The 21,148-nt window shown below is 60.5% G+C and carries 27 protein-coding genes and 1 pseudogene; 13 read left to right on the forward strand and 15 right to left on the reverse strand.

What is annotated here, in order from left to right:
* The 4 genes from AC1DVH_RS06715 to AC1DVH_RS06730 form a co-directional block, all read left to right on the forward strand.
* Positions 1–1,228 (forward strand): monovalent cation/H+ antiporter subunit D (locus AC1DVH_RS06715; RefSeq protein WP_477753126.1); only part of this gene is annotated, 1,228 nt, incomplete at its 5' end.
* Positions 1,225–1,713, forward strand: a complete 489-nt coding sequence (locus AC1DVH_RS06720; protein ID WP_477753127.1) for a Na+/H+ antiporter subunit E — start codon at positions 1,225–1,227, stop codon at positions 1,711–1,713. The genes AC1DVH_RS06715 and AC1DVH_RS06720, both read left to right, overlap by 4 nt.
* A complete protein-coding gene (locus AC1DVH_RS06725) occupies positions 1,710–1,988 on the forward strand; it encodes a K+/H+ antiporter subunit F (RefSeq protein ID WP_414925130.1) in 279 nt (92 codons plus the stop codon). The genes AC1DVH_RS06720 and AC1DVH_RS06725 overlap by 4 nt, the downstream gene beginning before the upstream one ends.
* The gene (locus AC1DVH_RS06730; RefSeq protein ID WP_007973772.1) at positions 1,985–2,347 is read left to right on the forward strand and encodes a Na+/H+ antiporter subunit G; all 363 of its coding nucleotides are present in this window, start codon (positions 1,985–1,987) and stop codon (positions 2,345–2,347) included. Before AC1DVH_RS06725 ends, AC1DVH_RS06730 begins: the two co-directional genes overlap by 4 nt.
* A 157-nt stretch (positions 2,348–2,504) precedes the next feature.
* Here AC1DVH_RS06730 and AC1DVH_RS06735 read toward each other — a convergent pair whose 3' ends face one another.
* The 4 genes and pseudogenes from AC1DVH_RS06735 to AC1DVH_RS06750 all read right to left on the reverse strand — a co-directional run bounded on the left by AC1DVH_RS06735 (position 2,505) and on the right by AC1DVH_RS06750 (position 4,703).
* Entirely contained in the window at positions 2,505–2,942 is a 438-nt protein-coding gene (locus AC1DVH_RS06735) for a DUF3995 domain-containing protein (RefSeq protein ID WP_477753128.1), read from the reverse strand.
* A 123-nt stretch (positions 2,943–3,065) separates the two neighbouring features.
* Positions 3,066–3,911: pseudogene (locus AC1DVH_RS06740) on the reverse strand (glycine betaine ABC transporter substrate-binding protein); the annotation flags it as partial.
* A gap of 118 nt (positions 3,912–4,029) precedes the next feature.
* On the reverse strand, positions 4,030–4,233 hold the full coding sequence (locus AC1DVH_RS06745; RefSeq protein WP_477753129.1) for a hypothetical protein: 204 nt from the start codon (positions 4,231–4,233) through the stop codon (positions 4,030–4,032).
* Positions 4,233–4,703 (reverse strand): hypothetical protein, encoded by a 471-nt coding sequence (locus AC1DVH_RS06750; RefSeq protein ID WP_007986246.1) that lies wholly within the window; start codon positions 4,701–4,703, stop codon positions 4,233–4,235. Before AC1DVH_RS06750 ends, AC1DVH_RS06745 begins: the two co-directional genes overlap by 1 nt.
* A 413-nt stretch (positions 4,704–5,116) precedes the next feature.
* On the opposite strand from AC1DVH_RS06750, the gene AC1DVH_RS06755 reads away from it, so the two are divergent.
* Both AC1DVH_RS06755 and AC1DVH_RS06760 read left to right on the forward strand, forming a co-directional pair.
* Positions 5,117–5,365: a hypothetical protein gene (locus tag AC1DVH_RS06755; protein ID WP_477753130.1), complete on the forward strand. Its 249-nt coding sequence runs from the start codon at positions 5,117–5,119 to the stop codon at positions 5,363–5,365.
* 161 nt (positions 5,366–5,526) lie between these two features.
* A complete protein-coding gene (locus tag AC1DVH_RS06760; protein ID WP_477753131.1) occupies positions 5,527–5,757 on the forward strand; it encodes a hypothetical protein in 231 nt (76 codons plus the stop codon).
* Between the two features lie 88 nt (positions 5,758–5,845).
* On the opposite strand, the gene AC1DVH_RS06765 is transcribed toward AC1DVH_RS06760, so the two are convergent.
* The 3 genes from AC1DVH_RS06765 to AC1DVH_RS06775 form a co-directional block, all read right to left on the reverse strand.
* Positions 5,846–6,049: a hypothetical protein gene (locus AC1DVH_RS06765; RefSeq protein WP_477753132.1), complete on the reverse strand. Its 204-nt coding sequence runs from the start codon at positions 6,047–6,049 to the stop codon at positions 5,846–5,848.
* 129 nt (positions 6,050–6,178) lie between these two features.
* Entirely contained in the window at positions 6,179–7,786 is a 1,608-nt protein-coding gene (locus AC1DVH_RS06770; RefSeq protein ID WP_477753133.1) for a methyl-accepting chemotaxis protein, read from the reverse strand.
* A 235-nt stretch (positions 7,787–8,021) separates the two neighbouring features.
* On the reverse strand, positions 8,022–8,426 hold the full coding sequence (locus AC1DVH_RS06775; protein ID WP_007935965.1) for a TraR/DksA family transcriptional regulator: 405 nt from the start codon (positions 8,424–8,426) through the stop codon (positions 8,022–8,024).
* Positions 8,427–8,796: 370 nt separating this feature from the next.
* Here AC1DVH_RS06775 and AC1DVH_RS06780 point away from each other — a divergent pair, with 370 nt between their 5' ends.
* The 4 genes from AC1DVH_RS06780 (at position 8,797) to AC1DVH_RS06795 (ending at position 12,713) form a co-directional block, all read left to right on the forward strand.
* Entirely contained in the window at positions 8,797–9,402 is a 606-nt protein-coding gene (locus tag AC1DVH_RS06780) for a glutathione S-transferase (protein WP_477753134.1), read from the forward strand.
* A gap of 147 nt (positions 9,403–9,549) precedes the next feature.
* Complete coding sequence (locus tag AC1DVH_RS06785) at positions 9,550–10,233, forward strand: response regulator transcription factor (RefSeq protein WP_477753135.1); 684 nt, start codon at positions 9,550–9,552, stop codon at positions 10,231–10,233.
* Complete coding sequence (locus tag AC1DVH_RS06790) at positions 10,211–11,605, forward strand: sensor histidine kinase (protein ID WP_477753136.1); 1,395 nt, start codon at positions 10,211–10,213, stop codon at positions 11,603–11,605. Before AC1DVH_RS06785 ends, AC1DVH_RS06790 begins: the two co-directional genes overlap by 23 nt.
* A 187-nt stretch (positions 11,606–11,792) precedes the next feature.
* Positions 11,793–12,713: a LysR substrate-binding domain-containing protein gene (locus AC1DVH_RS06795; protein WP_477753137.1), complete on the forward strand. Its 921-nt coding sequence runs from the start codon at positions 11,793–11,795 to the stop codon at positions 12,711–12,713.
* On the opposite strand, the gene AC1DVH_RS06800 is transcribed toward AC1DVH_RS06795, so the two are convergent.
* Together AC1DVH_RS06800 and AC1DVH_RS06805 are read right to left on the reverse strand one after the other, a co-directional pair.
* Complete coding sequence (locus AC1DVH_RS06800) at positions 12,634–13,230, reverse strand: DinB family protein (RefSeq protein WP_477753138.1); 597 nt, start codon at positions 13,228–13,230, stop codon at positions 12,634–12,636. The two genes, AC1DVH_RS06795 and AC1DVH_RS06800, sit on opposite strands and share 80 nt — an antisense overlap.
* A 72-nt stretch (positions 13,231–13,302) precedes the next feature.
* Positions 13,303–14,412: an NAD(P)/FAD-dependent oxidoreductase gene (locus AC1DVH_RS06805; protein WP_477753139.1), complete on the reverse strand. Its 1,110-nt coding sequence runs from the start codon at positions 14,410–14,412 to the stop codon at positions 13,303–13,305.
* 118 nt (positions 14,413–14,530) lie between these two features.
* On the opposite strand from AC1DVH_RS06805, the gene AC1DVH_RS06810 reads away from it, so the two are divergent.
* The gene (locus tag AC1DVH_RS06810; protein ID WP_477753140.1) at positions 14,531–14,851 is read left to right on the forward strand and encodes a DUF2388 domain-containing protein; all 321 of its coding nucleotides are present in this window, start codon (positions 14,531–14,533) and stop codon (positions 14,849–14,851) included.
* Positions 14,852–14,904: 53 nt separating this feature from the next.
* Here the strand turns inward: AC1DVH_RS06810 and AC1DVH_RS06815 are convergent, their stop codons facing one another.
* Positions 14,905–15,837: a pyridoxal-phosphate dependent enzyme gene (locus tag AC1DVH_RS06815; RefSeq protein WP_477753141.1), complete on the reverse strand. Its 933-nt coding sequence runs from the start codon at positions 15,835–15,837 to the stop codon at positions 14,905–14,907.
* A gap of 218 nt (positions 15,838–16,055) precedes the next feature.
* On the opposite strand from AC1DVH_RS06815, the gene AC1DVH_RS06820 reads away from it, so the two are divergent.
* Positions 16,056–16,715 (forward strand): methyltransferase family protein, encoded by a 660-nt coding sequence (locus AC1DVH_RS06820; RefSeq protein ID WP_477753142.1) that lies wholly within the window; start codon positions 16,056–16,058, stop codon positions 16,713–16,715.
* Between the two features lie 59 nt (positions 16,716–16,774).
* Here AC1DVH_RS06820 and AC1DVH_RS06825 read toward each other — a convergent pair whose 3' ends face one another.
* The 5 genes from AC1DVH_RS06825 to AC1DVH_RS06845 all read right to left on the reverse strand — a co-directional run bounded on the left by AC1DVH_RS06825 (position 16,775) and on the right by AC1DVH_RS06845 (position 19,912).
* On the reverse strand, positions 16,775–17,440 hold the full coding sequence (locus AC1DVH_RS06825; protein ID WP_477753143.1) for an HAD-IA family hydrolase: 666 nt from the start codon (positions 17,438–17,440) through the stop codon (positions 16,775–16,777).
* A gap of 60 nt (positions 17,441–17,500) precedes the next feature.
* Positions 17,501–17,908 (reverse strand): response regulator, encoded by a 408-nt coding sequence (locus AC1DVH_RS06830; RefSeq protein ID WP_477753144.1) that lies wholly within the window; start codon positions 17,906–17,908, stop codon positions 17,501–17,503.
* 282 nt (positions 17,909–18,190) lie between these two features.
* Positions 18,191–18,460, reverse strand: a complete 270-nt coding sequence (locus tag AC1DVH_RS06835) for a pentapeptide MXKDX repeat protein (protein WP_477753145.1) — start codon at positions 18,458–18,460, stop codon at positions 18,191–18,193.
* 52 nt (positions 18,461–18,512) lie between these two features.
* Positions 18,513–19,298 (reverse strand): molybdopterin-dependent oxidoreductase, encoded by a 786-nt coding sequence (locus AC1DVH_RS06840; protein WP_477753146.1) that lies wholly within the window; start codon positions 19,296–19,298, stop codon positions 18,513–18,515.
* Positions 19,295–19,912 carry a cytochrome b/b6 domain-containing protein gene (locus tag AC1DVH_RS06845; protein ID WP_477753147.1) on the reverse strand — a complete coding sequence of 206 codons (618 nt, stop codon included), beginning with the start codon at positions 19,910–19,912 and terminating at the stop codon, positions 19,295–19,297. The genes AC1DVH_RS06840 and AC1DVH_RS06845 overlap by 4 nt, the downstream gene beginning before the upstream one ends.
* Positions 19,913–20,170: 258 nt before the next feature.
* Between AC1DVH_RS06845 and AC1DVH_RS06850 the strand changes: the two genes are divergently transcribed.
* A complete protein-coding gene (locus tag AC1DVH_RS06850; protein WP_477753148.1) occupies positions 20,171–21,112 on the forward strand; it encodes a class I SAM-dependent methyltransferase in 942 nt (313 codons plus the stop codon).
* The last annotated feature ends 36 nt before the right edge of the window (positions 21,113–21,148 follow it).

The raw sequence follows: 21,148 nt of genomic DNA on the forward strand, positions 1-21,148 counted from the left end.
GCTCCACGGTTCGGGCCGGGCGCGGGTGTCGTCGGGGCTGCACTACATCTCGATCAACCTGTTGGCCTCGTCACTGTTCCTGATTGGCGCGGCGCTGATCTATGGCGTCACCGGCACGTTGAACATGGCTGACCTGGCGGTAAAAATCCCGCTGGTGTCCGAAGCTGATCGGGGCTTGCTGCACGCCGGCGCGGGGATTCTGGCCGTCGCGTTTCTGGCCAAGGCCGGCATGTGGCCGTTGAACTTCTGGCTGGTGCCGGCCTATTCCTCGGCCAGTGCGCCGGTGGCGGCGATGTTCGCGATCATGACCAAGGTCGGCGTCTACACCTTGCTGCGCCTGTGGACGCTGCTGTTCTCCGCCCAGGCCGGGGCATCGGCGTTCTATGGCGGGCAGTGGCTGATTTACGGTGGCATGGCGACCATCGTCTGCGCCGCCATGGCGATCCTCGCCGCGCAACGCCTGGAGCGCATGGCCAGCCTGAGCATTCTGGTGTCGGCGGGCATTCTGTTGTCGACCATCGGTTTCGCCCAGCCGAACCTGGTCGGCGCGGCGCTGTTCTACCTGTTCAGCTCGACCCTGGCATTGAGCGCATTGTTCCTGCTGGCCGAACTGATCGAACGCTCGCGCTCGGCCAACGATATCCTGCTCGAAGACGAAACCGAACTGCTGCCGCGGCCACTGGAATCCCTGCATCCGCCCAAAGGCATCAACCTCGACGACGAACAAAAAGCCGTGGTCGGCCAGGTGATTCCCTGGACCATGGCGTTTCTTGGCCTGAGCTTCATCGCCTGCGCCTTGCTGATCATCGGCATGCCGCCGCTCTCCGGCTTTATCGGCAAACTCGGGTTGATCGGTGCCCTGCTCAATCCGCTGGGCCTGGGCAACAGCGGCAACACACCGGTTTCCAACGCCGCGTGGGGCCTGTTGGTGTTGTTGATTGTGTCCGGGTTGGCGTCGCTGATCGCGTTCTCGCGCTTGGGTATCCAGCGCTTCTGGACGCCAGCCGAACGTCCTTCGCCCCTGCTGCGACGCCTGGAATGCGTGCCGATCTTCGCCCTGCTGGGCTTGAGCATTGCGCTGACCTTCAAGGCCGATCCGCTGCTGCGCTACACCCAGGCCGCCGCCGATGCCTTGTACAACCCGCAGCAGTACGTGATGGCGGTGCTCGACACGCGCGTTGTACCGAACCCGCCGGCCCATGCAACCCCGCAGGAGGTGCAGCCATGAAGCGCCTGTTTCCGGCACCGTTGCTGTCGCTGGCCTTGTGGCTGCTGTGGCTGTTGCTGAACCTGTCGACCAGCCCCGGCAACCTGCTGCTGGGTGCGGTGCTGGGGTTCTGTGCGCCATTGATGATGCGCAGGCTGCGTCCGCTGCCGGTGCGCATTCGTCGACCTGGAGTGATCCTGCGCCTGGTCCTGCTGGTCGGGCGCGATGTGCTGATGTCCAACCTCGCCGTGGCCTGGAGCGTGCTCAATGCCGGTCGCCGCCCGCCCCGCTCGCGATTCATCAAGGTGCCGCTGGACTTGCGTGACGCCAACGGCCTGGCCGCGCTGTCGATGATCACCACGGTGGTGCCCGGTACGGTCTGGTCGGAGCTGGCGCTGGACCGCAGCATTCTGCTGTTGCACGTCTTCGACCTGGACGATGAGGCGCTGTTCATCCAGCACTTCAAGGCGACCTACGAACGTCCTTTGATGGAGATCTTCGAATGAGCCCGTTGCTGTCGAGCGCGATCCTGCTGAGCCTGTTCTTCTTTTCYYTGGCGATGATCCTGACCCTGGTCCGCCTGTTCAAGGGACCGTCGGCCCAGGACCGGGTCCTGGCGCTGGACTATCTGTATATCGTCGCGATGCTGATGATGCTGGCGCTGGGTATTCGCTATGCCAGTGACACGTACTTCGAGGCGGCGCTGCTGATCGCACTGTTCGGTTTCGTCGGCTCGTTCGCCCTGGCGAAATTCCTGCTGCGTGGTGAGGTGATCGAATGAATACGCCATTGTCATTGTGGGTGGAAATCCCGGTGGCGATCCTGCTGGTGCTCGGCAGCCTGTTTGCGTTGATCGGCGCCACGGGTCTGCTGCGCATGAAGGACTACTTCCAGCGCATGCACCCACCAGCCCTGGCCTCGACGCTTGGGGCCTGGTGCGTGGCGCTGGCATCGATCATCTACTTTTCGGCGCTCAAGTCCGCACCGGTATTGCACGCCTGGCTGATTCCGATCCTGCTGGCGATTACCGTACCGGTGACCACCTTGCTGCTGGCCCGGGCGGCGCTGTTTCGCAAACGCATGGCCGGGGATGATGTGCCGGCCGAAGTGAGCAGTCGGCGGACCGAGAGCGGTAGTTAGACCAAAGATTTGTATTGGCTGGACCGACCTCATCGCGAGCAAGCTCGCTCCCACAAGGTTTGGTGTCGGACTCAAAAGGTGTGTACGACACCCGTCACTGTGGGAGCGAGCTTGCTCGCGATGAGGCCAGTATTGTCACTACAAAAATGTCGATCAATCAGATCCAGGCCACCGTCAACAACCCCGCCCCCAGCACCACACACAACGGCGAGTAAACCCAGGTGTCCAGCCGGGCAAATTTCGAGCCTTTGACCTCTTTGAAAAAACCCACCAGCTCCGAATCGCCAATGGCCCGGGCAAACAGCAAAATCGCTATCGCGCTGATCACCCACTGCAACGACCAGTGATGCAACGGCGGCAGCCACCAACCCACCCGCAAGCACACCAGCGCGGCAATCAACAGCAACACCGCAGCCACCACCAGCGTGATCCAGCCTCGTGGCTTGAACGCCGGACGCAGTTGCGCGCTGCCCTCCTGCGGCACTTGCGGGACCGCCGCCACCGCCGCCCATTCACCACCCAACGCCCAATACACATGCACCAGACTGATCACTGCGAAGATCGTCACCAGCGATTGAGCCAACAACAGGGTCATGGTTCAGAGATCCTTGAAAGGAATATGAACTGAACATTGTAGGAGCTGCCGCAGGCTGCGATCTTTTGAKTTTGTTTTTTTAAGACAAGATCAAAAGATCGCAGCCTGCGGCAGCGCCGACAGGAAGAACTCGACAATCTGCGGATACTGCTTCTGGAAGGGTGTGGACACACCGATCGACAGCTTGGAGGCCAGGGAACGGGTCGGCTGTGGGTTGGGGTTATCGGCGTCGGTCAGGGTCTTCCAGGCTTCGGCGTCAAACGGTGGCTCTTCCAGTTGTATCAGCTTGAAGCGGCCGAGCAACGGCGTGGGCGACCAGTAGTAAAACAGTACCGGCTTGCCACGACGAATGGACGAACTGATCTCTGCATCCAGTGCCGCGCCCGAACCACTGCGGAAGTTCACGTAGCTGTCGTCCAGCCCATAGGCCTTGAGCTTCTGCTTGTTGACCACTTCCGAGGTCCAGCCGATGGGGCTGTTGAGGAAACGTCCCTTGGTCGGGGCTTCCGGGTCCTTGAACACGTTTTTGTATTTCGGCAGGTCGCTGACGCTGCGCAGGTCCGGTGCCAGCGGCTTGATGCCCTTGGCCGGGTCGCCCTTGATCACATATTCCGGCACCCACCAGCCTTCTGTTGCGCCCTTGACCGTGTCGCCGAGACTGACGACTTTGCCTTCGGCTTCCGCCTTGACCCAGACCGGGCTGCGACCGGCCCACTCTTCGCCAATGACCTGGATGTCATTGTTGGCCAGCGCGGTTTCCAGGGTGATGGTGGTGCCCGGCAAGGTGTCGGTCGGCAGCCCGTAGCCCTTCTCGACAATGATGCGCAGGACATCGGTAATCAGGCTGCCGCTTTCCCAGTTCAGGTCGGCGAAGTGGATCGGCGCCTGGGCGGCAAACACCGGGGCGGGAATCGCCAGCAAACCGAAAGTGGCCAGGACAGCAGCCAGCAACCGTCGAAATCCGTTCATGCTTTTGCACCTCGTGCTGTTCACAGCAATAGCAGGATGGCCTGACAGTAGACCGCCAAGCCTCTGAATACTCAGTCCAATGACTGTAGTAGAGGTTCCTGCTTTCGAGGTGCGTGGATCAGTTTTCGCAGGTTTCCTGCAAACGCATCAGCTCGCGTCTGACCATGCTGGCGTATGCCGCCGGTTGCAGTTGGTAAAGCTGTGACGCCACCCAATTCAGCCAGGCTCCTTGCAGAATGACCTTCTGCCCGAACAGCCGCCGCGCTTCGTCTTGAGCGCTGGCCAGGTTCTGTTCGTGGAAATCGGCGCGGGTCAGGGTCATCACTCGCTGGCCTTGAAGGTCACCAGCTCGCCCTTGCGCCACTTGGCCGCTTTGGCGGTCACGGCTTTGAGGGTCTTGGTCAGGCCTTCCTGCAGCTGTTGATGGGCGGCAAACACCATCACCACGCTGTGACCTTCCTTGAACACTATCCCCTGACCGTCGGCCGTGGTCACGAAGGCGTAATCGCCAATTCCGTAAACCGTCAGTTTGATGTCGCGGAACTTGATGTCCAGCTTGCCGCCTTCGCGACTGGGCAGCACGGACGCGCTGAAATGATCACCGACCTTGAGCTTGAGTCCGGGTTTGTCGTCCACCACCAGGGCTGATTCGGTGTCGATTTCGGCAATGTAGATGCCTTCGGCGTTCTGTTCGGTGATGTAAACGAAACGTGACTGAAACTGCTTGACCAGCTTTGCGCGCAAATCACCCAGTACGAACAAAGCATGCATATCGAGATTACTTACTGCCAAGGAAACATCCCCACATCTGAAAAATGGTGCCGTGCGCGAAAAATAAACGCACAGCCAAAAAAGCGGCAATGCCGAAGGTGTCGCCAAAGAACCCGGATTGAAGTCCTGAATGAGCAGTGCACTCATTCATCACGAAGCTTGAGAAGACTACTGGAACGTCACTCGCGTCGTCCTGACTGGCGTTCGTCACAGGCTGAAGGAAAACGCCCTTCCTGCTGCCAGAAAATTATGGACTATCAACTTCGGGGAAAAATCTCATCAAGAAAAAATCCTTTCCTACATATCGTCCGCAAAAAATTGCTTTAGATAAACATCGATCACCCGCCAGTGAGGGTGATTCTAGAGCAGCGATGCTCTTGGAGACTAGCCAAAACGACGTGCATACGTCGATAAAACCATGAAAAGGACTTCACATGTGCACGCTGACTCACTTTGCTTATCCGTTGGTGCCTGACTCGGAAACAGCGCCAACCGCGCATCCGATACGGTTCCGCCACCACGAACCGCATCACGATGTCCCGGCCCGCCCGCGATTTCAGGTGGTGATGGCGGGCATTGCCTTCTTTCATATCAAGGATATTTCGACAGGCTGCGTAAGAGGTTTCCGAGCCGATCATAACGAAGCCTGTGCCCTCGCCCGGTTTCTGGAATCACATTGTTGACATGCCCGCCGCACTCATCGCCATCGACGTTTCGTCTGCCCGCCGACTTATCTGAGCCGTCGACGGGCAACTACTGCCATACTGCCCGCCAAATAAAACGGATCCGCAGAAAATCGGGTCGCGTTGACAACAACAACGTATTTCCAGGGGAAGTCGGCAACGTGACGGAATTTGATATCGGCGAGTTTTTTATCCGGGGTGAAGCCAGAGAAGTCGAGGGTGAATTCCAGGCCGTGATTGTCATGCGCGCCAAACCACCGCTCAAGACCGTGACGTATTACCAGGTCGAAAAGGATCGCTGGTTCAAAACCCCGGATGTCGCCGCCATTGCGGCCCAGGAATCGGCCAGGGAACTGAAGGCGGCGGTCGATGCGGGCGCGCTGAAAGCCTGATTGTCGGGTTGGCGGTGCGCGAAGACGTAGATTGGGCGCGGGTGGTCGACGACCTGAACCTGCGTATGCACCAGACGCACTGACCACCTCAATGCAGGCTGCCAGGTTCTTCGGCGTTCAATTGCGCCAACCAGGCAGCCTTGCACTCCTCCGCTTCATCGCGACTGGAGAACGCCGTGCCCCGGCGCTCGCCATTGAACAACACCACCCAACAGACCCTGCGCCCCATGGATCGCAAATTGGCGGGCACACCGCTGCCGATCATGACCGCGACATCCACTTTGCCTTGCATGCTGACCTCTCGAAATTAATTAGCAACCTAATTAGTAGGTATGTTATTTAGTTTTTCGACGAGGAAACAGCAACTCCCTGCACAGGTTCATTGCAGGATTCGTAACAATCATCCGGCAGCCCGGGCTTTCTAGCGCGGCTTTTGCGGTTTGTAGCCCAGGCGCAAACCGCCCCAGTGCCGGCCCTTGAGCATGATCGGCACCGAAAGATCGTGCATCAACTCGCCGGTATCACGGGTATAGGTTTGCAGCAGCACGGCCTTCTGATGGCTGCCACAGCGGATTCCGGTGCGGTCAGCGAACTTGCGTTTGGTCCGGTTCTGCAAGGCATCGATCTGCGCGTCGCCCGTCAGTGGCTGGCTGAACGCCTTGTTATGGGTCGGCACATAACCCTGCTGGGTGCAGGCGATGGCGAACACCAATCCTTCGTGACGCGGTAACAACGGTTCCTGGATCGTTGGCAAAACCTGATCGGTGTAGCGGTCGAAACGCGTCTGGTACTTGGCCGGGCTGGTATTGGGGAGGGTCTGGTATTTGCGGTCGAACAGATCGTCGAGACTGATTCGACCGGCATCGATGTCCGCCTCGAAACGCGCTGCAATCTGGCTCGCGCCTTCCCGGGCCAGGTCATAGATCCGCTGGTGATAGTCATCCAGCCCCACCTCGGCAAGACGCTCGCTGATGGTTTCGGCTTGCCCTTCCATTTGCACCGCCGCATGGGCCAGACGTTGAGTCTGCTGGTCGCTGACGGCCAGGTCGCTGCGCATCTGTTCGATGGCGTGAAACAGGCTATCGAGTTGTTCACGGTTGGTGTCTGCCCCCTGGGCGATTTCCCCGACCTGGGACTCGACACTGGCCGCCAGACGGGCAATGTTCTCCAGGTGCTGCCCCGTCTGTTCGACCTGCTCGACGCCGGTGTCGAGGTCGCTGGACAGTTGGCGGATCTGCTCCACCACCTGCGCGGTGCGTTGCTGGATGTCGGCCACCATTTCGCCCACTTCGCCCGTGGCCGTCGCCGTGCGTGCGGCGAGCCCACGCACTTCGTCGGCCACCACTGCAAACCCGCGACCGTGCTCCYCCGCCCGCGCCGCTTCAATAGCGGCGTTCAACGCCAACAGATTGGTCTGGCTGGCGATGGACTGAATCACCAGAGTCACGCGCTGGATATCATTGCTGCGCAGGCTCAAGGCTTCGATCAGTTCACGGCTGTTGCTGGCGCGCTGGCTGAGCTGATGCATGTGCGCAATGGACTCGATCAGTTCCGTACGCCCGACCGCTGCGCTTTGATGAGCCTCGCTTGCGGCACTGAGCGCCTGGCGACTGAGCGTCGAGGCGGCCTGTTCGGTGGTGATCATGACCTCGGCGTTGCTGACAATCTGTGCCGCCGCCGTGAGCTGCGATTGCAGTTTGTCCGCCAGTTGCCGAACCGAGAACGCCACACCGGCGGCTGACAGCGCGTTATGGCTGGTGGTGTAGGAAAGATCGCGAGTCAACTCGCCGATGGCATCGGGGTTGTCGGGGGAAGCCGCCTGCGGGGTCGCGCGCGAACGCAGGCGAGGCAGCCAGATAATCAATATGGCCAGGGGCAGGCCAAGGTAGAGCGACCAGTAACCCTGCGTCATGCCACATAACAACAGCATCAGGGCGATGCTTTGCAGTGTCGGTGTCAGCCAGCGGTTTTTCGGCAATAGCACTGGTGCAGGCACTGCCGCAACCAGAGACCCGTCTCTCGTCATCATCGTTACCCCGGAAAGCTTCTAATTGTTGTCTTCGCATTAAACGCCACCATAAAGCCATTATCCATGAGCCTTTAGTCGTGAGCGTTGCAGCAGATCAATAGAAAAACCGGGAAATCGAAGACGGCAGAAAACAAAGATCGCAGCCTGCAACAGCGCCCTGCGTCAATTGCGCTGGGGCTGCCGCAGGCTGCGATCTTTTCAGGGCAGCCCGGATCAAAGGGGCTGCCTTGCAGAATCAGGCCTGACGCTGGTGCTTGTCGATTTGCTCGTGACGCTCTTGAGCTTCGATGCAGTACTTGGTGGTCGGGCTGATCAGCAGGCGCTTGAGGCCAATCGGCTCGCCGCTGTCGTCGCACCAGCCAAAGCTGTCTTCCTTGATGCGCTCAAGGGCTTGTTCCAACTGAGGCAGCATGCGCTGGTCGCGATCGATAGCGTTCACCAGCCAGGTGCGCTCTTCTTCGACCGAAGCCGCGTCTGCCGGATCGGCCGGGGTGTCCAGGCTTTCGATGGCGATGCGGTTCTGTTCGATGCGCTCATGGGTTTCGACTTTCATGTTCTGCAACAGCTCGGAGAAAAAAGCATGTTGCTCGGCATTCATGTAGTCATCCGCCGGCATGGCCAGCAACTTGTCCTTTGTCATTGATATCTCTATAAAAAAACGTGCATTAAGGCGAATAAGGGAGCGTTCCGGCAGACCTGCGCAGGCCATCGGAAAGGCGCCGTTTGTTCCAAGCGCCACCCGGCACTCAATTTACGAGGGGCGGCAGTCTACGGCCGACTTGAGGCCTCAGCAACTGAAAAGACAGCGAATTTGTCCGACAAAGCCCTGAAAATGCTCTACGGCAGGCTTTGAGGCGGTAATCGGAGTGCGTTTATAGCAAGAAATTCAATCGAGCGTAGGTATATAGAAGACAAACGGCTTGCACCGGGCATTATTCACAGTCATTTGCAGGGCTGCGAACCTCAGCTAAGGTTGTCCCTCCCGAAATGGCCATATAAAGGAAAGGACCATGAAGCTGATCGGTATGCTGGATTCACCCTATGTCAGGCGCGCCGCCATTTCTGCCAAATGCCTGGGGATCACCCTGGAACATCAATCGGTCTCGGTGTTCCGCCACTTCGAACAATTCCAGCAGATCAACCCGGTGGTCAAGGCGCCCACGCTGGTGCTGGATGACGGTGAAGTGTTGATGGATTCGACGCTGATCATCGACTACCTGGAAACCCTGACCGATAACAGCCTGATGCCCGTCGAACCGAGTCAGCGCCTGCGCGCGTTGCGCCTGATTGGCCTGGCGCTGGCCGCCAGCGAAAAGTCCGTGCAGCTTTACTACGAGCGCAACTTGCGGCCGGTGGAAATTCAATTCGAACCCTGGGTGCAACGCGTCGAAGGACAGCTGACGGCGGCCTATTCGGCGCTGGAGCGGGAGCTGGAAAAGCAGCCGCTGAAGACTGACGGTTCGATTGAGCAGGACGGCATTACCCTCGCCGTAGCCTGGAGCTTCACCAACCTGGTGGTGCCGGATCAGGTGAGTGCGGCGCAGTTTCCGCGGGTTGCTGCATTCACGGCGTATGCCGAAGGGTTTGAGGTGTTTATCAGTACACCGATTGACTGACCGATTCATTTCCCGGCTCCGGGCGGCGTTCCGACGAAACCAGGGCAGTCACCAGTGTCGCGTCCATGAACTTTTATTTAGAAAGCCTGCGACCATTTCTTGGCAAAATGCCGCACAACGTTGTGAACATTTAATCAGGCCAGCCCTATGACCCGCATCTTGACCATCGAAGACGACGCCGTGACCGCCCGGGAAATTGTCGCCGAACTGAGTAGCCACGGCCTCGACGTCGACTGGGTCGACAATGGTCGCGAAGGGCTCGAACGTGCGGTCAGCGGCAACTATGACCTGATCACCCTCGATCGCATGTTGCCCGAGCTCGATGGCCTGGCGATTGTCACCACGCTGCGGACCATGGGCGTGGTCACGCCGATCCTGATGATCAGCGCACTGTCCGACGTCGATGAACGTGTGCGCGGCTTGCGTGCCGGCGGCGACGACTACCTGACCAAACCCTTCGCCACCGATGAAATGGCCGCCCGGGTCGAAGTCCTGCTGCGCCGGCAGAACACCGTGACCGCACAAGCCACCACGCTGCGGGTGGCGGACCTGGAACTGAACCTGATCAGCCACGAAGCCAGCCGCGACGGCCAACTGCTGACGCTGTTGCCCACCGAGTACAAACTGCTGGAATTCCTGATGCGCAATACCGGGCAAATCCTCTCGCGGATGATGATTTTCGAAGAGGTCTGGGGTTACCACTTCGACCCCGGCACCAACCTGATCGACGTCCACATCGGCCGTCTGCGCAAGAAGATCGACCCGCCTGGCAATGTCCCACTGATTCGGACCGTGCGAGGCTCGGGTTATGTCATTGCCGAACCCGTCTAAAGGCTGGCGCTCTTCCAGCAGCCGTTTGCTGGCGCTCTACAGTTCGCTGTTCGTGATCTGGAGCGGGATTCTCATGGGGGTCATGTACTACGAGGTTTCCGCTTACCTGGACAACCTGGCCAAGCATTCGCTGATGCAACGCCAGCACCTGTTTTCGCGCTTCTCGGGCGAGCAGCTGGTGGACGCCCTCGCCGTCAGCATGACCTTCGACATCCGCGGCATCGACGCCTACGGCCTGTTCGATGCCCGACACCGTTACCTCAGCGGCGCCCTGCGCTACATTCCGGATGGCTTGCCGCTCGATGGCAAGATCCACACGCTCAGCGACTGCGCCGAGTCCGACGACCCGACCCTGCCCAACGACAGCTGCGACGCCGTGGCGACCCAGACCCGCGATGGTTGGTGGCTGATACTGGTTCGCGACAACGGCTCGCTGTTCGCCGTGACCCGGATCATCCTTCACGCCTTGTTCTGGGGTGTGACCCTGACCATCGTGCCGGGTATCGTCGGCTGGTCTTTGCTGCGGCGCCGGCCGTTGCGGCGCATTCGCGGGATTCAGGCCAGTGCCGAAGCCATCGTCGCTGGCGACCTGAGCCGGCGCTTGCCACTGTCCAATCGGCGAGACGAACTGGACATGCTCGCCGCCATCGTCAACGCCATGCTCGAACGCATCGAACGCCTGATGAACGAGGTCAAGGGCGTGTGCGACAACATCGCCCATGACCTGCGCACGCCCCTGACCCGTCTGCGCGCGCAGCTTTACCGCATGCAGCAGCAAGCCGGCGAAGGCTCGCCGCAGGCCATGCAACTGGACCTGGTGCTGGCCGAGGCCGACACACTGATGGCTCGTTTCCGTGGATTGCTGCGAATTTCCGAACTGGAAGACCGCCAGCGCCGCTCCGGTTTCGTGCAAGTGGACCCGGTGGCGTTGTTGCAAGAGCTGCATGAGTTCTATCTGCCCCTGGCGGAAGACGACGGCCTGATGTTCCAGCTGCACCTGCCCGCGTCATTGCCACCCCTCCATGGCGACCGGGCACTGCTGTTCGAAGCGGTGGCGAACCTGCTCAGCAACTCGATCAAATTCACCCCGCCCGGTGGCGCGGTGATCTTGCGGGGGGTCAATGATGGCGGGCACACGCGAATCGAAGTGCTCGATTCCGGCCCGGGCATTCCCGAGGCGGAACGTGAAGCGGTGTTCCAGCGTTTCTACCGTGCCGAGGCGGGCAATCAGAAAAGCGGCTTCGGGCTGGGGCTGTCCATCGTCGCGGCGATTGTCAGCCTGCACGGGTTTACGCTGGAGGTCGGCAGCAGCGAACTGGGTGGCGCGCGGCTGGTGCTCGATTGTCGGCAGAGTCTGATTCCCCCGGCCTGATACAAATCTGCCTGAGCTGACACAGGACCTGTAGGAGCGAACCTGCTCGCGATGGCGGCAGCACATCCAACATCCATGTGACTGCCCCACCGCTATCGCGAGCAGGCTCACTCCCACAGGTTGCGCGTCTTTCCTGGACGTTTGGTGCTTTACTGAGAAGACTCAAAAAACCACCGAGAACCCCGRCATGAACCGCAACGACCTGCGCCGCGTGGACATGAACCTGCTGGTGATTTTCGAAACCCTGATGTTCGAAAAGAACCTGACCCGGGCCGGGGAAAAACTGTTCCTCGGCCAACCCGCCGTCAGTGCGTCGCTGGCAAAGTTGCGCGATCTGTTCGACGACCCGTTGCTGGTGCGCAACGGACGAACCCTGGAGCCGACCCCGCGGGCCTTGCAGATTCTCAAGGAGTTGCAACCGGCGATGGACACCATTTCCGGAGCGGTCAGCCGGGCCAAGGATTTCGAGCCGTCCACCAGTCGCGAGGTGTTTCGCATCGGTCTGTCCGACGACGCCGAGTTCGGGTTGTTTCCGCCGCTGCTCAAGCAGATTCGTGAGGAAGCGCAGAACGTTGTGGTTGTGGTGCGCCGGGTGAATTTCCTGCTGATGTCGCCAATGCTGGCCAGCGGCGAGATTACCGTCGGCATCAGCTACACCACGGAATTGCCGGCCAATGCCAAGCGCAAGAAATTGCGCGACTTGAGTGTGAAGATCCTGCGCGGCGATGACCGCCCCGGCCCGTTGACCCTGGACGAGTTCTGCGAACGCCCTCACGCGCTGGTGTCGTTCTCCGGGGACTTGAGCGGTGCCATCGACCACGACCTGGCACGGATTGGCCGTTCGCGCCGGGTGGTGCTGGCGGTGCCACAGTTCGCGGGGTTGCGGGCCTTGCTGGCGGGTACTGACATGCTCGCCACCGTGCCGGATTACGCGGCCAGTGCCTTGATCGAAGGCAGCAGCCAGCTCCGGGCAGACGACGCGCCGTTTGATATCAAGCTGTCCGAACTGTCGATGGTCTGGAACGGGGTCAACGATAACGATCCGGCAGAACGCTGGTTGCGCTCGAAAATTGCACAGCACATGGCGGCGCCACTATCGGGGCATTGATCGACTGCAGGACTATCGGCTCGGACTCGCGCAAATACACCGGCATGTCGGTCACCGGTGGCATGGCCGGAATCTCGAAGTACATCTGCACCACCCAGCCACGGTGATAGCTGGCGTGGTTGACCACGTGCATCAGCATCGCGCCGGCGCTCATGGTGCCGCTTTCGCCCGAGACAAAGGTGAATTCCAGGGGCTTGTCCAGGGAGGCATCGGTTTGCCGGGCGCTCCAGTCGCAGTACCAGCGATCGATGTCTTTTTGCGCCAGGCGCAGTTCGGACAGATCGGCATGCAGCAGGTCGTGTGAAGTCTTGAAGCCATGCCCCCGGCCTTCGAGGTGCGCCTGCCAGATGCAATCCACCACGTACACGTGATTGAGGGTGCCGATCATGTTTTTGAACACCGACACCCGTTCTTTTTTGACTTCGCCCGGAGGGAGCGCTGCGAGGCTGTCAAAGAGGCGCTGATTGGCCCAGCGTTTATAATCGGCCAGCAGACAGGCAGTGCGTACGGTGATCATCAGAGTTCTCCGATGGCAGTAAGCGCACTCCCTAGCATAGACCCAATGCCCGCAAGGCAGTGCCAGCCCTGATCATCGGTCGTCCAGGCGTTTTACTACGTGTTCGGCGAGCGCCAGGCAACTGGTCAGCCCCGGTGATTCGATGCCGAACAGATTGACCAGCCCCTCCACCCCATGCTCGGCCCGACCGCTGATGAGAAAGTCGGCAGCCGGTTCAGTCGGCCCGCTGATTTTCGGGCGAATGCCGCTGTAGGCCGGTTGCAGGCTGTTGTCCGGCAAACCCGGCCAATAATGGCGGATCGCCTGATAGAACCCTTCGGCCCGGCGGAGTTCGACGCGGTAATCGATGTGCTCGACCCATTCGATATCCGGCCCGAAGCGCGCCTGCCCACCCAGGTCGAGCGTCATGTGCACACCCAGTCCCGCGTTCTCCGGGGCCGGATACACCAGGTGGCGAAACGGCGCCCGGCCGCTGAAACTGAAATAACTGCCCTTGCACAAATGCGCCCGGGGAATGAATTGCCCAGGCAGACCGACAATAGCGCGCGCCACCCCGGGAGCGGACAGCCCCGCGCAATTGATCAATTCGCGGCAGTACAGGGTCATGGGTTGAATGCCGCCCATGCGCAGCTCGAAGCCCTGCTCCATGCAACGGGCCGACAGCAGCGGTGTGCGCAAGGCCAGCGTCGCTGCGAACCGCTCGGCATCGCCCTGAAGTGCCAGCATCAGGGCGTGGGAGTCGACGATGCCAGTAGACGGCGACCACAGCGCCGCGACACAGGACAACGCCGGCTCAAGCGCCCGGGCCTGTGCCCCATCCAGCCATTGCAGGTCATCGACACCATTGAGACGCCCCTGCTGCAACAGACGCTGCAAAGCCGCGTACTGCTGTTCATCGGTGGCCACGATCAGCTTGCCCACGCGCCGGTAATCGACACCGTGCTCATCGCAATAGGCGTAGAGACGCTGCTTGCCCTCCACGCACAACCGCGCCTTGAGGCTGCCGTCCGGATAATAGATGCCGGCGTGAATCACTTCTGAGTTACGCGAACTGATGCCCGTGCCGATCCCCCCGCCGGCCTCCACCACCAGCGCTTCCCGCCCGCTCATGGCCAGCGCCCTGGCCACCGCCAGCCCGACCACGCCTGCCCCGATCACCACGCTTTGAATATCGACGTTCAACGACCTTGCCTCCCTCTCAGCCCGTTCCTCGCTAATGCCAGGGAACTCTCGGCGACCGCCACGCATCCTAAACTATGTGGTAATTCCCTTATGCTTCATGCTGTCGGAGGACACCGTCATGCGCCGGATGTTTATCATTTCTTCCCTGGTACTTTGTTTACCCTTCGGCTCGGCTCTGGCCAAAGTGGATGCGGGTGACGTCGCCACTTCCGCCGGGGTTTCCGCTTCGCTGTACTCAACGTTCAAAGACCACAAACTCATGATTCCCGCCCGGGATGACGCTTCCAGCTTCGTCGCCAGTGGCGGTGCGATTCGTGGTGCCTATCTGGAGGCGGTGTTGAAAAAGATCCGTCAGGACAATCCCGCCCTCAACAACGCAAGCGACGAAGACCTGGCCCGCGCCATTCTCGTCCAGGAAGGCGTTGCCGCCGATCACTGAAGATCGTCATCGCCAGCGGTGGGGCTTGTGACGCCGGGATAGCGTTTCCAGCCCTACCTCGCGTGCGTGCCAGTGGACAAGCTTGCCCACCCGGCCACGAGTTGTGCGTTGATACTCACCCCGCCGCACACCACGATCACCACGTCATGGGCGTCGGCAATCGCCGGGTGATCGAGGTAGGCAATCGCCAATGAAACCCCGCACGCCGGCTCGACCAGCTGACGCAAATCATTGGCGTAACGCACTACGCCCATGATCGCCTCATCATCACTGAGCACCACGCATTCATGGGGAAAATCGCCGATGTGTTTGACCGGCCAGGCGGCCACTTGCGCGGCGCCCAGGGAGGTGGCGACAGTGTCGATTTTCGGCAATTTGACCGGGTACCCGGCCGCCACCGCCGCGGCGAACGATGCCGCGCCCTCGGTTTCGCAGGCAACGATGCGGCAATCGGTGTGCCGATGACGAATCAGACCAGTGAGCAGGCCCGCCAGCAAGCCACCGCCGCCCACCGATGCCACCAGCACATCCACTGGCGGGCAGTCGTCAAGGATTTCATCGACCATAGTGCTGTGCCCTTCCCACAACACCGGGTGGTCGAAGGCCGGCACGAATTCACTGCGTGGGTCCTGGGCGAGTTCCCGTGCCCGTTGATTGGCTTCGTCCCAGACCTTGCCGTGGACGATCACCTCGGCGCCGGTCATGCTGATCCGCGCCCTGGTGCTTTGCGGGGTGGTGTGCGGCACCACGATGCATGCCTTGAGCCCCAGGCATGCAGCGGCCATGGCCGTGGCCAGTCCCGCGTTACCGCCGGAGGGACAGACCACCTTGCGCTTGCCCTGCTGCGCCGCCCGGCTGCACAGCAAGCCAATGCCGCGTATTTTGAACGAGCCGCTGGGTTGCAGGTTTTCCAGTTTCAGCCAGATACGGCGGGACGGGGTCGACAGGCCAGGGTGCAGGATCAAAGGCGTTCGGATGTGAAGCATATGGGCTCCTGTTACACGCCACCGGCTCGCGGAGCACTTCGGCCAGCCGGTGGTGAACGGTCCTCTCTCCCAAGCTTAGTTCACCCGGCCTCGGGGTGACCGTCTCAGCGGTCCGGCGCCGGTTGCGATCTTTTACCCATGGAAACTCTGAGGCCAAAGAACGATCAAAAGATCGCAGCCTACGGCAGCTCCTACGTAAGCCTGTTCGCGGAGGCACCATGAAAATCTCGGCCAAACTGGCGTTTTTCGCCGTCGTCAGCACCCTCGCCTACCTCGCCCTGGCGATCTGGGGACTGGGTGGTTTCGCAGCCTATTTCAGCCACGGTTCACTGGTCGTCGTTGCCCTGGCCACTCTGATCATGGCTGTCGCTTCTCTGTTCACCGAGGTCAACCTGAGCTCGGGGGAACGCGAAGACCGGGCCAACCGCTGGGTCATTCCGGCCTTCGGCGTGATCGGCTTACTGAGCGGCTTTCTGCCGGCTTATACCGACCGCATCGATTTCTGGACTTTTGGCGGTGAAGGCGTGCGCTGGCTCGGCACACTCTTGTTCGTCGGCGGCGGCGCGCTGCGGTTATGGCCGGTGTTTGTGCTGGGCAAGCGCTTCAGCGGGCTGGTGGCCATTCAGCCGGGGCATCGGCTGGTCACCGATGGGATTTACCGCAACCTGCGCAACCCCAGTTACCTGGGGATGATGGTCATCGGCATGGGTTGGGCATTGGCCTTTCGTTCTGGTGTCGGGCTGATATTGGTGGCGCTGACGCTGATCCCGCTGATCGCGCGCATTCACTCGGAAGAAGCCTTGCTCCGGGCACAGTTCGGCAGCGAATACGAGGCCTATTGCGCCCGCTCCTGGCGGCTGATCCCTAAAATTTACTGAATCAAACACAAAAACCTGTGGGAACGTCGCCCGGCCCTTCCTACAAGGATTGCTGTTGTTTACACAGACTTCAATCGAACCGAACCATCGGCATCCACCTGAACCCGGACCGATTCATAACCCGCCAACGTCGCATGCAACGTCTTGATCGGCTGTTCATGAGTCGCCGTCACGATCATCAAATCCGCCCCCGCCGCCTCGGCCGCCAGAATGCCCACCGTAGCGTCTTCGAAAATCAGACATTGTGCAGGCTCGACACCCAGGCGCCGGGCCGCGAGGCGGTAACCCGCGGGGTCCGGTTTGCCGGCAGTCACATCCTCGGCAGTGATCATGACGGCGGGTTCGGGAATCCCCGCCGCCGCCATTCGCCGCAACGCCAATTCCCGTGGGGCGGAAGTGACGATGGCCCACTGATGAGTCGGCAGTGATTTGAGAAAGCCCGCCGCGCCAGCCACTTCGAATACCCCGTCGACATCGTCGATTTCCGCTTCGGTAATCCACGCGGCTTCGGCCTCGGCATCCACCCCGGGCAAGCCCAGGCGCCTGATGGTGTCGACGGCGCGGGCGCCGTGAATGGAGGGCAGGAAGGTGTCGACATCGACGCCATGGCGCACCGCCCAGGTTGTCCAGACTCGCTCGGCGGCGGCAATGGACGTCAGCACGGTGCCATCCATGTCGAACAGAAAGGCACGGTAAGTTGAGTTGAAAACAGTGTGATCAGACAAGGAAAAGAACCTCGCAGGTGCCGGACGGATTTGCCCGGGAATGTAACACCTGCGAGTGAGTCAGTTGAGTCTCTTTGACTTGAAAGCGCCGTCGACACAATCGAGCAACGAACCGATGGCCCAGGGTTTCTTGATGAACGAAACGGCATGTCGCACCCCGGAGCTGGCCGGGGTTTCGAAACCGGACATGATCATGATCGGCTTGTCCGGCCAGCGATCGCCGAACTGGTTAGCCAGGTCCGCGCCATTGAGCGTGCCGGGCATGGTGATGTCCGTCAGCAGCATGCCCACCTGCGGCGCATGCTGCTCCAGATACATCACTGCCGCGTCCGCACTGGTTTGCGGCTCGACGACAAAACCTTCCTCCTGAAGAATCTCACAGAGAAACTCCAGGATCAGCGGATCGTCCTCAACCACCAGAATCAACCCGCCAGGAAGATCTCCACCCGCCGTCGGTACTCGACTCATGACCCTGCCGCTCCCTGATTGCCTCAATGAAATCGCGGGCTCAAATCCGCTACCTATAGGGTATGAGCAGCGGACTCGGCGGAAAATTCATTTTTGATACAGCCAAGTGGCTGGTATCAAGTGGGCTGATCAATCTTGTGCAGCACGTTACCCCGAGGCCCTGCGGAAAAACCTGTGGGAGCGAGCTTGCTCGCGATGGCGGCGGRTCAGTCAACATCGATGTCGACTGTCATGCCCTCATCGCGAGCAAGCTCGCTCCCACAGGGTCTGCGGTGGCTGGACTTACTGCGACATTTCGCTTTTCTTCATCGCATCCTTGGACATCGCGTCTTTTTTCATCTCGTCTTTCTTCATGCTGTCTTTGGACATTGCGTCCTTGGACATCGAATCGGTCTTCTTCATCGCGTCTTTTTTCATCGCATCCTTGGACATGGCGTCCTTGGACATCGAATCCTTGCTCATGCTGTCGTTGCTCATCGTGTCAGCTGCGAACACAGAGGCAGCGCCAACGGCCAGGCACATGGACAGAACAACGGTGGTCAACTTTTTCATGATGAAGCTCCTTGGAACGTGGGTTGTGGACGTGTGAAATGGCCGGCCCCCGTCAGCTGCCACCGAACCAGTTGTAACCCTGGTCTTCCCAGTAGCCACCCGGATAGGTGTTAGTGACGAAAATCGCCTGGATGTGTTTGGGGTTCTTGTAGCCAAGCTTGGTGGGCATGCGCAGCTTCATCGGGAAGCCGTACTCGCGGGGCAGCACGGCGCCGTCGTAAGTCAGCGTCAACTGAGTCTGCGCATGCAGCGCGGTGGCCATGTCGATGCTGGTGTAGTAGTCGTCGGCGCATTTGAAACCGACGTATTTGGCATCGGTGTCGGCGCCGATGCGCTTGAGGAAGTCACTGAAGCGCACGCCGCCCCAACGCCCGATGGCGCTCCAGCCTTCGACGCAAATGTGCCGGGTGATCTGCTCGGTCTGGACCATGGCGCGCAGCTCTTCGAGGCGCCAGCTGCGTTTGTCGGCGACCAGGCCGGTGACTTCCAGGCGATAGCCCTCCTCCTCCACCGTCGGCGCCTCGTCGATGCCGTAAAAGGCATTGAAGGGAAACGGCCGGGTGATCATCGACTCTGGATAGGTCGGCGCCATGGCGTTGGGGTTGAACAGCCAGCCTTGCACCCGGTCATTGAAACGCGACATGGACGACAGCGCGGTTTCGACGCTTTCGTTGTCGGTGATGTTGCAGCCGGACAGCATGGCCACGCCGCCGAGGGTCAGGCCACGCAGCAGGAACGAACGGCGCGAGCGATCTTCGATCTGCGGGGCGAGGATCTTGCGGGCGTCGGTGAGGATCGAAGCCTCGTCCAGCCCGGGGACCTGAATGCGCTTTTTCATACCTGCTCCTTGCGGCCGACGATCATGGCCAACAGCGTTTTCGGAACCAGCGCGACCATCAGCAGATGCACTGCCACGAAGGCCACTAACAGCGCCATGGCGAAAAAGTGCACACGGCGCGCGCCTTCATAACCGAACAGCAATTCACGCAACAGCGGGAACTGCACCGACTTCCACAACACCAGCCCGGAGAGCACCAGCAGCGTGATGTCGACCATCACGAACAGGTAAGCGACCCGTTGCACCTGGTTGTAATGACTGAGGTCGGCATGCCCGAGTTTTCCGCGCAAGGCGGCCCACAGGTCATGCAGCACACCTTTGGGTGAAACCGGGAAGAAACGCCGCTTCAGGCGCCCGCTGAACAGGTTGAAGGCCAGGTAGATCAAACCGTTGATCGCCAGGAACCACATCGCCGCGAAATGCCATTGCAGCGCGCCACCGAGCCAGCCGCCGAGGGTGATCGACTTGGGAAAACTGAATTCATAGATCGGCGAGGCGTTGTAGATGCGCCAGCCGCTGGTCACCATCACCAGCACCGCCAGGGCGTTGAGCCAATGGGTCAGGCGTAGCCAGCGTGGATGACTGGACTTGGGTGAAGCAGTGCTCTGCGACATGTCCGGCTCCCGGTTGTTGTTCGTTGGAGCCGATTATGGGAGCCGGAAGATCGCCAAATCCTCACGTAAAGTTAAATTAAACGTGATAACTGCCACCGGATACTTGTAGGAGCGAGCTTGCTCGCGAWGGTGTRTCAGGCRCCGCTGTGTCGACTGACACACCWTCGCGAGCAAGCTCGCTCCTACAGGGTTTTGTGTGCTCCGCCGGTTGCGCAATTATGGTTAAATGCCGCCCCCGAAATTTGCCGACCCAGACCAATGAACGCTGAAGCCCTCGCCACCCTCAACCAGCACCTGCTGACCGCCCTCGCGGCCGTCCCCGCCGAAACCCGCCGCCTGTTCCACGGCCGTGGCCGCTGCTGGCCGGGGCTGGAGCAAGTGACTGTGGACTGGTTGCAGGGCGTGGTGCTGGTGGCGCTGTTCAAGGAGCCGGAAGCGGCGCAACTGGAAGACTTGAAGCAGGTGCTGATGACGATCACCCAGTCTGAACAGTGGGCAAAATCCGGTGCCCACACGCTGCTGTTGCAACATCGCTACCTGCTGCAAAGCACCACCGAGTGGCTGCTCGGGGAAGAGATCGACGAACTGACGATCACTGAGGGCAGGCTGAAGTACCGGGTCGACCTGGGCCGCAAACAGAACACCGGGCTGTTCCTCGACATGCGCTACGGCCGCGATTGGGTCCGCGCCAATGCCGAAGGCAAGCGGGTATTGAACCTGTTCGCCTACACCTGCGGTTTCTCGGTGGCGGCCATCGAAGGCGGCGCRAGCCACGTGGTCAACCTCGACATGTCGAGCCCCGCCTTGAACCGTGGCCGCGACAACCACCGGCTCAACGGCCACGACATGAGCAAGGTCAGCTTCCTCGGTCACGACCTGTTCAAATCCTGGGGCAAGGTGATTGGCAAGGGGCCGTACGACCTGGTGATCATCGACCCGCCGTCGTTCCAGAAAGGCAGCTTTTTGCTGACCAAGGATTACCAGCGCGTGCTGCGCCGGTTGCCGGAATTGCTCAGCCCTGAAGGTACGGTGTTGGCCTGCATGAACGACCCGGCGTTTGGTGCCGACTTCCTGATCGACGGTGTTACCCGTGAGGCGCCAAGCCTGCGGTTCGAGCAGCGTCTGGAGAATCCGCCGGAGTTTCCGGATGCGGATGTGGAGTGTGGTTTGAAGGCGTTGGTGTTCAAGCTGCGGAGCTGAAAGATCGCAGCCTGCGGCAGCTCCTACGGACCTGTG

The organism is Pseudomonas sp. P4_C3, assembly GCF_056402075.1.

Bases quoted from the DNA above. Each gene is read 5' to 3' on its own strand.
- AC1DVH_RS06720 (WP_477753127.1), top strand. From the start codon at position 1,225: ATGAAGCGCCTGTTTCCGGCACCGTTGCTGTCGCTGGCCTTGTGGCTG.
- AC1DVH_RS06830 (WP_477753144.1), bottom strand. From the start codon at position 17,908: ATGAGTCGAGTACCGACGGCGGGTGGAGATCTTCCTGGCGGGTTGATT.
- AC1DVH_RS06815 (WP_477753141.1), bottom strand. From the start codon at position 15,837: ATGCTTCACATCCGAACGCCTTTGATCCTGCACCCTGGCCTGTCGACC.
- AC1DVH_RS06745 (WP_477753129.1), bottom strand. From the start codon at position 4,233: ATGACCCTGACCCGCGCCGATTTCCACGAACAGAACCTGGCCAGCGCT.
- AC1DVH_RS06755 (WP_477753130.1), top strand. From the start codon at position 5,117: ATGTGCACGCTGACTCACTTTGCTTATCCGTTGGTGCCTGACTCGGAA.
- AC1DVH_RS06835 (WP_477753145.1), bottom strand. From the start codon at position 18,460: ATGAAAAAGTTGACCACCGTTGTTCTGTCCATGTGCCTGGCCGTTGGC.
- AC1DVH_RS06735 (WP_477753128.1), bottom strand. From the start codon at position 2,942: ATGACCCTGTTGTTGGCTCAATCGCTGGTGACGATCTTCGCAGTGATC.
- AC1DVH_RS06765 (WP_477753132.1), bottom strand. From the start codon at position 6,049: ATGCAAGGCAAAGTGGATGTCGCGGTCATGATCGGCAGCGGTGTGCCC.
- AC1DVH_RS06790 (WP_477753136.1), top strand. From the start codon at position 10,211: ATGTCATTGCCGAACCCGTCTAAAGGCTGGCGCTCTTCCAGCAGCCGT.
- AC1DVH_RS06840 (WP_477753146.1), bottom strand. From the start codon at position 19,298: ATGAAAAAGCGCATTCAGGTCCCCGGGCTGGACGAGGCTTCGATCCTC.
- AC1DVH_RS06730 (WP_007973772.1), top strand. From the start codon at position 1,985: ATGAATACGCCATTGTCATTGTGGGTGGAAATCCCGGTGGCGATCCTG.
- AC1DVH_RS06780 (WP_477753134.1), top strand. From the start codon at position 8,797: ATGAAGCTGATCGGTATGCTGGATTCACCCTATGTCAGGCGCGCCGCC.
- AC1DVH_RS06810 (WP_477753140.1), top strand. From the start codon at position 14,531: ATGCGCCGGATGTTTATCATTTCTTCCCTGGTACTTTGTTTACCCTTC.
- AC1DVH_RS06845 (WP_477753147.1), bottom strand. From the start codon at position 19,912: ATGTCGCAGAGCACTGCTTCACCCAAGTCCAGTCATCCACGCTGGCTA.
- AC1DVH_RS06785 (WP_477753135.1), top strand. From the start codon at position 9,550: ATGACCCGCATCTTGACCATCGAAGACGACGCCGTGACCGCCCGGGAA.
- AC1DVH_RS06820 (WP_477753142.1), top strand. From the start codon at position 16,056: ATGAAAATCTCGGCCAAACTGGCGTTTTTCGCCGTCGTCAGCACCCTC.
- AC1DVH_RS06795 (WP_477753137.1), top strand. From the start codon at position 11,793: ATGAACCGCAACGACCTGCGCCGCGTGGACATGAACCTGCTGGTGATT.
- AC1DVH_RS06775 (WP_007935965.1), bottom strand. From the start codon at position 8,426: ATGACAAAGGACAAGTTGCTGGCCATGCCGGCGGATGACTACATGAAT.
- AC1DVH_RS06800 (WP_477753138.1), bottom strand. From the start codon at position 13,230: ATGATCACCGTACGCACTGCCTGTCTGCTGGCCGATTATAAACGCTGG.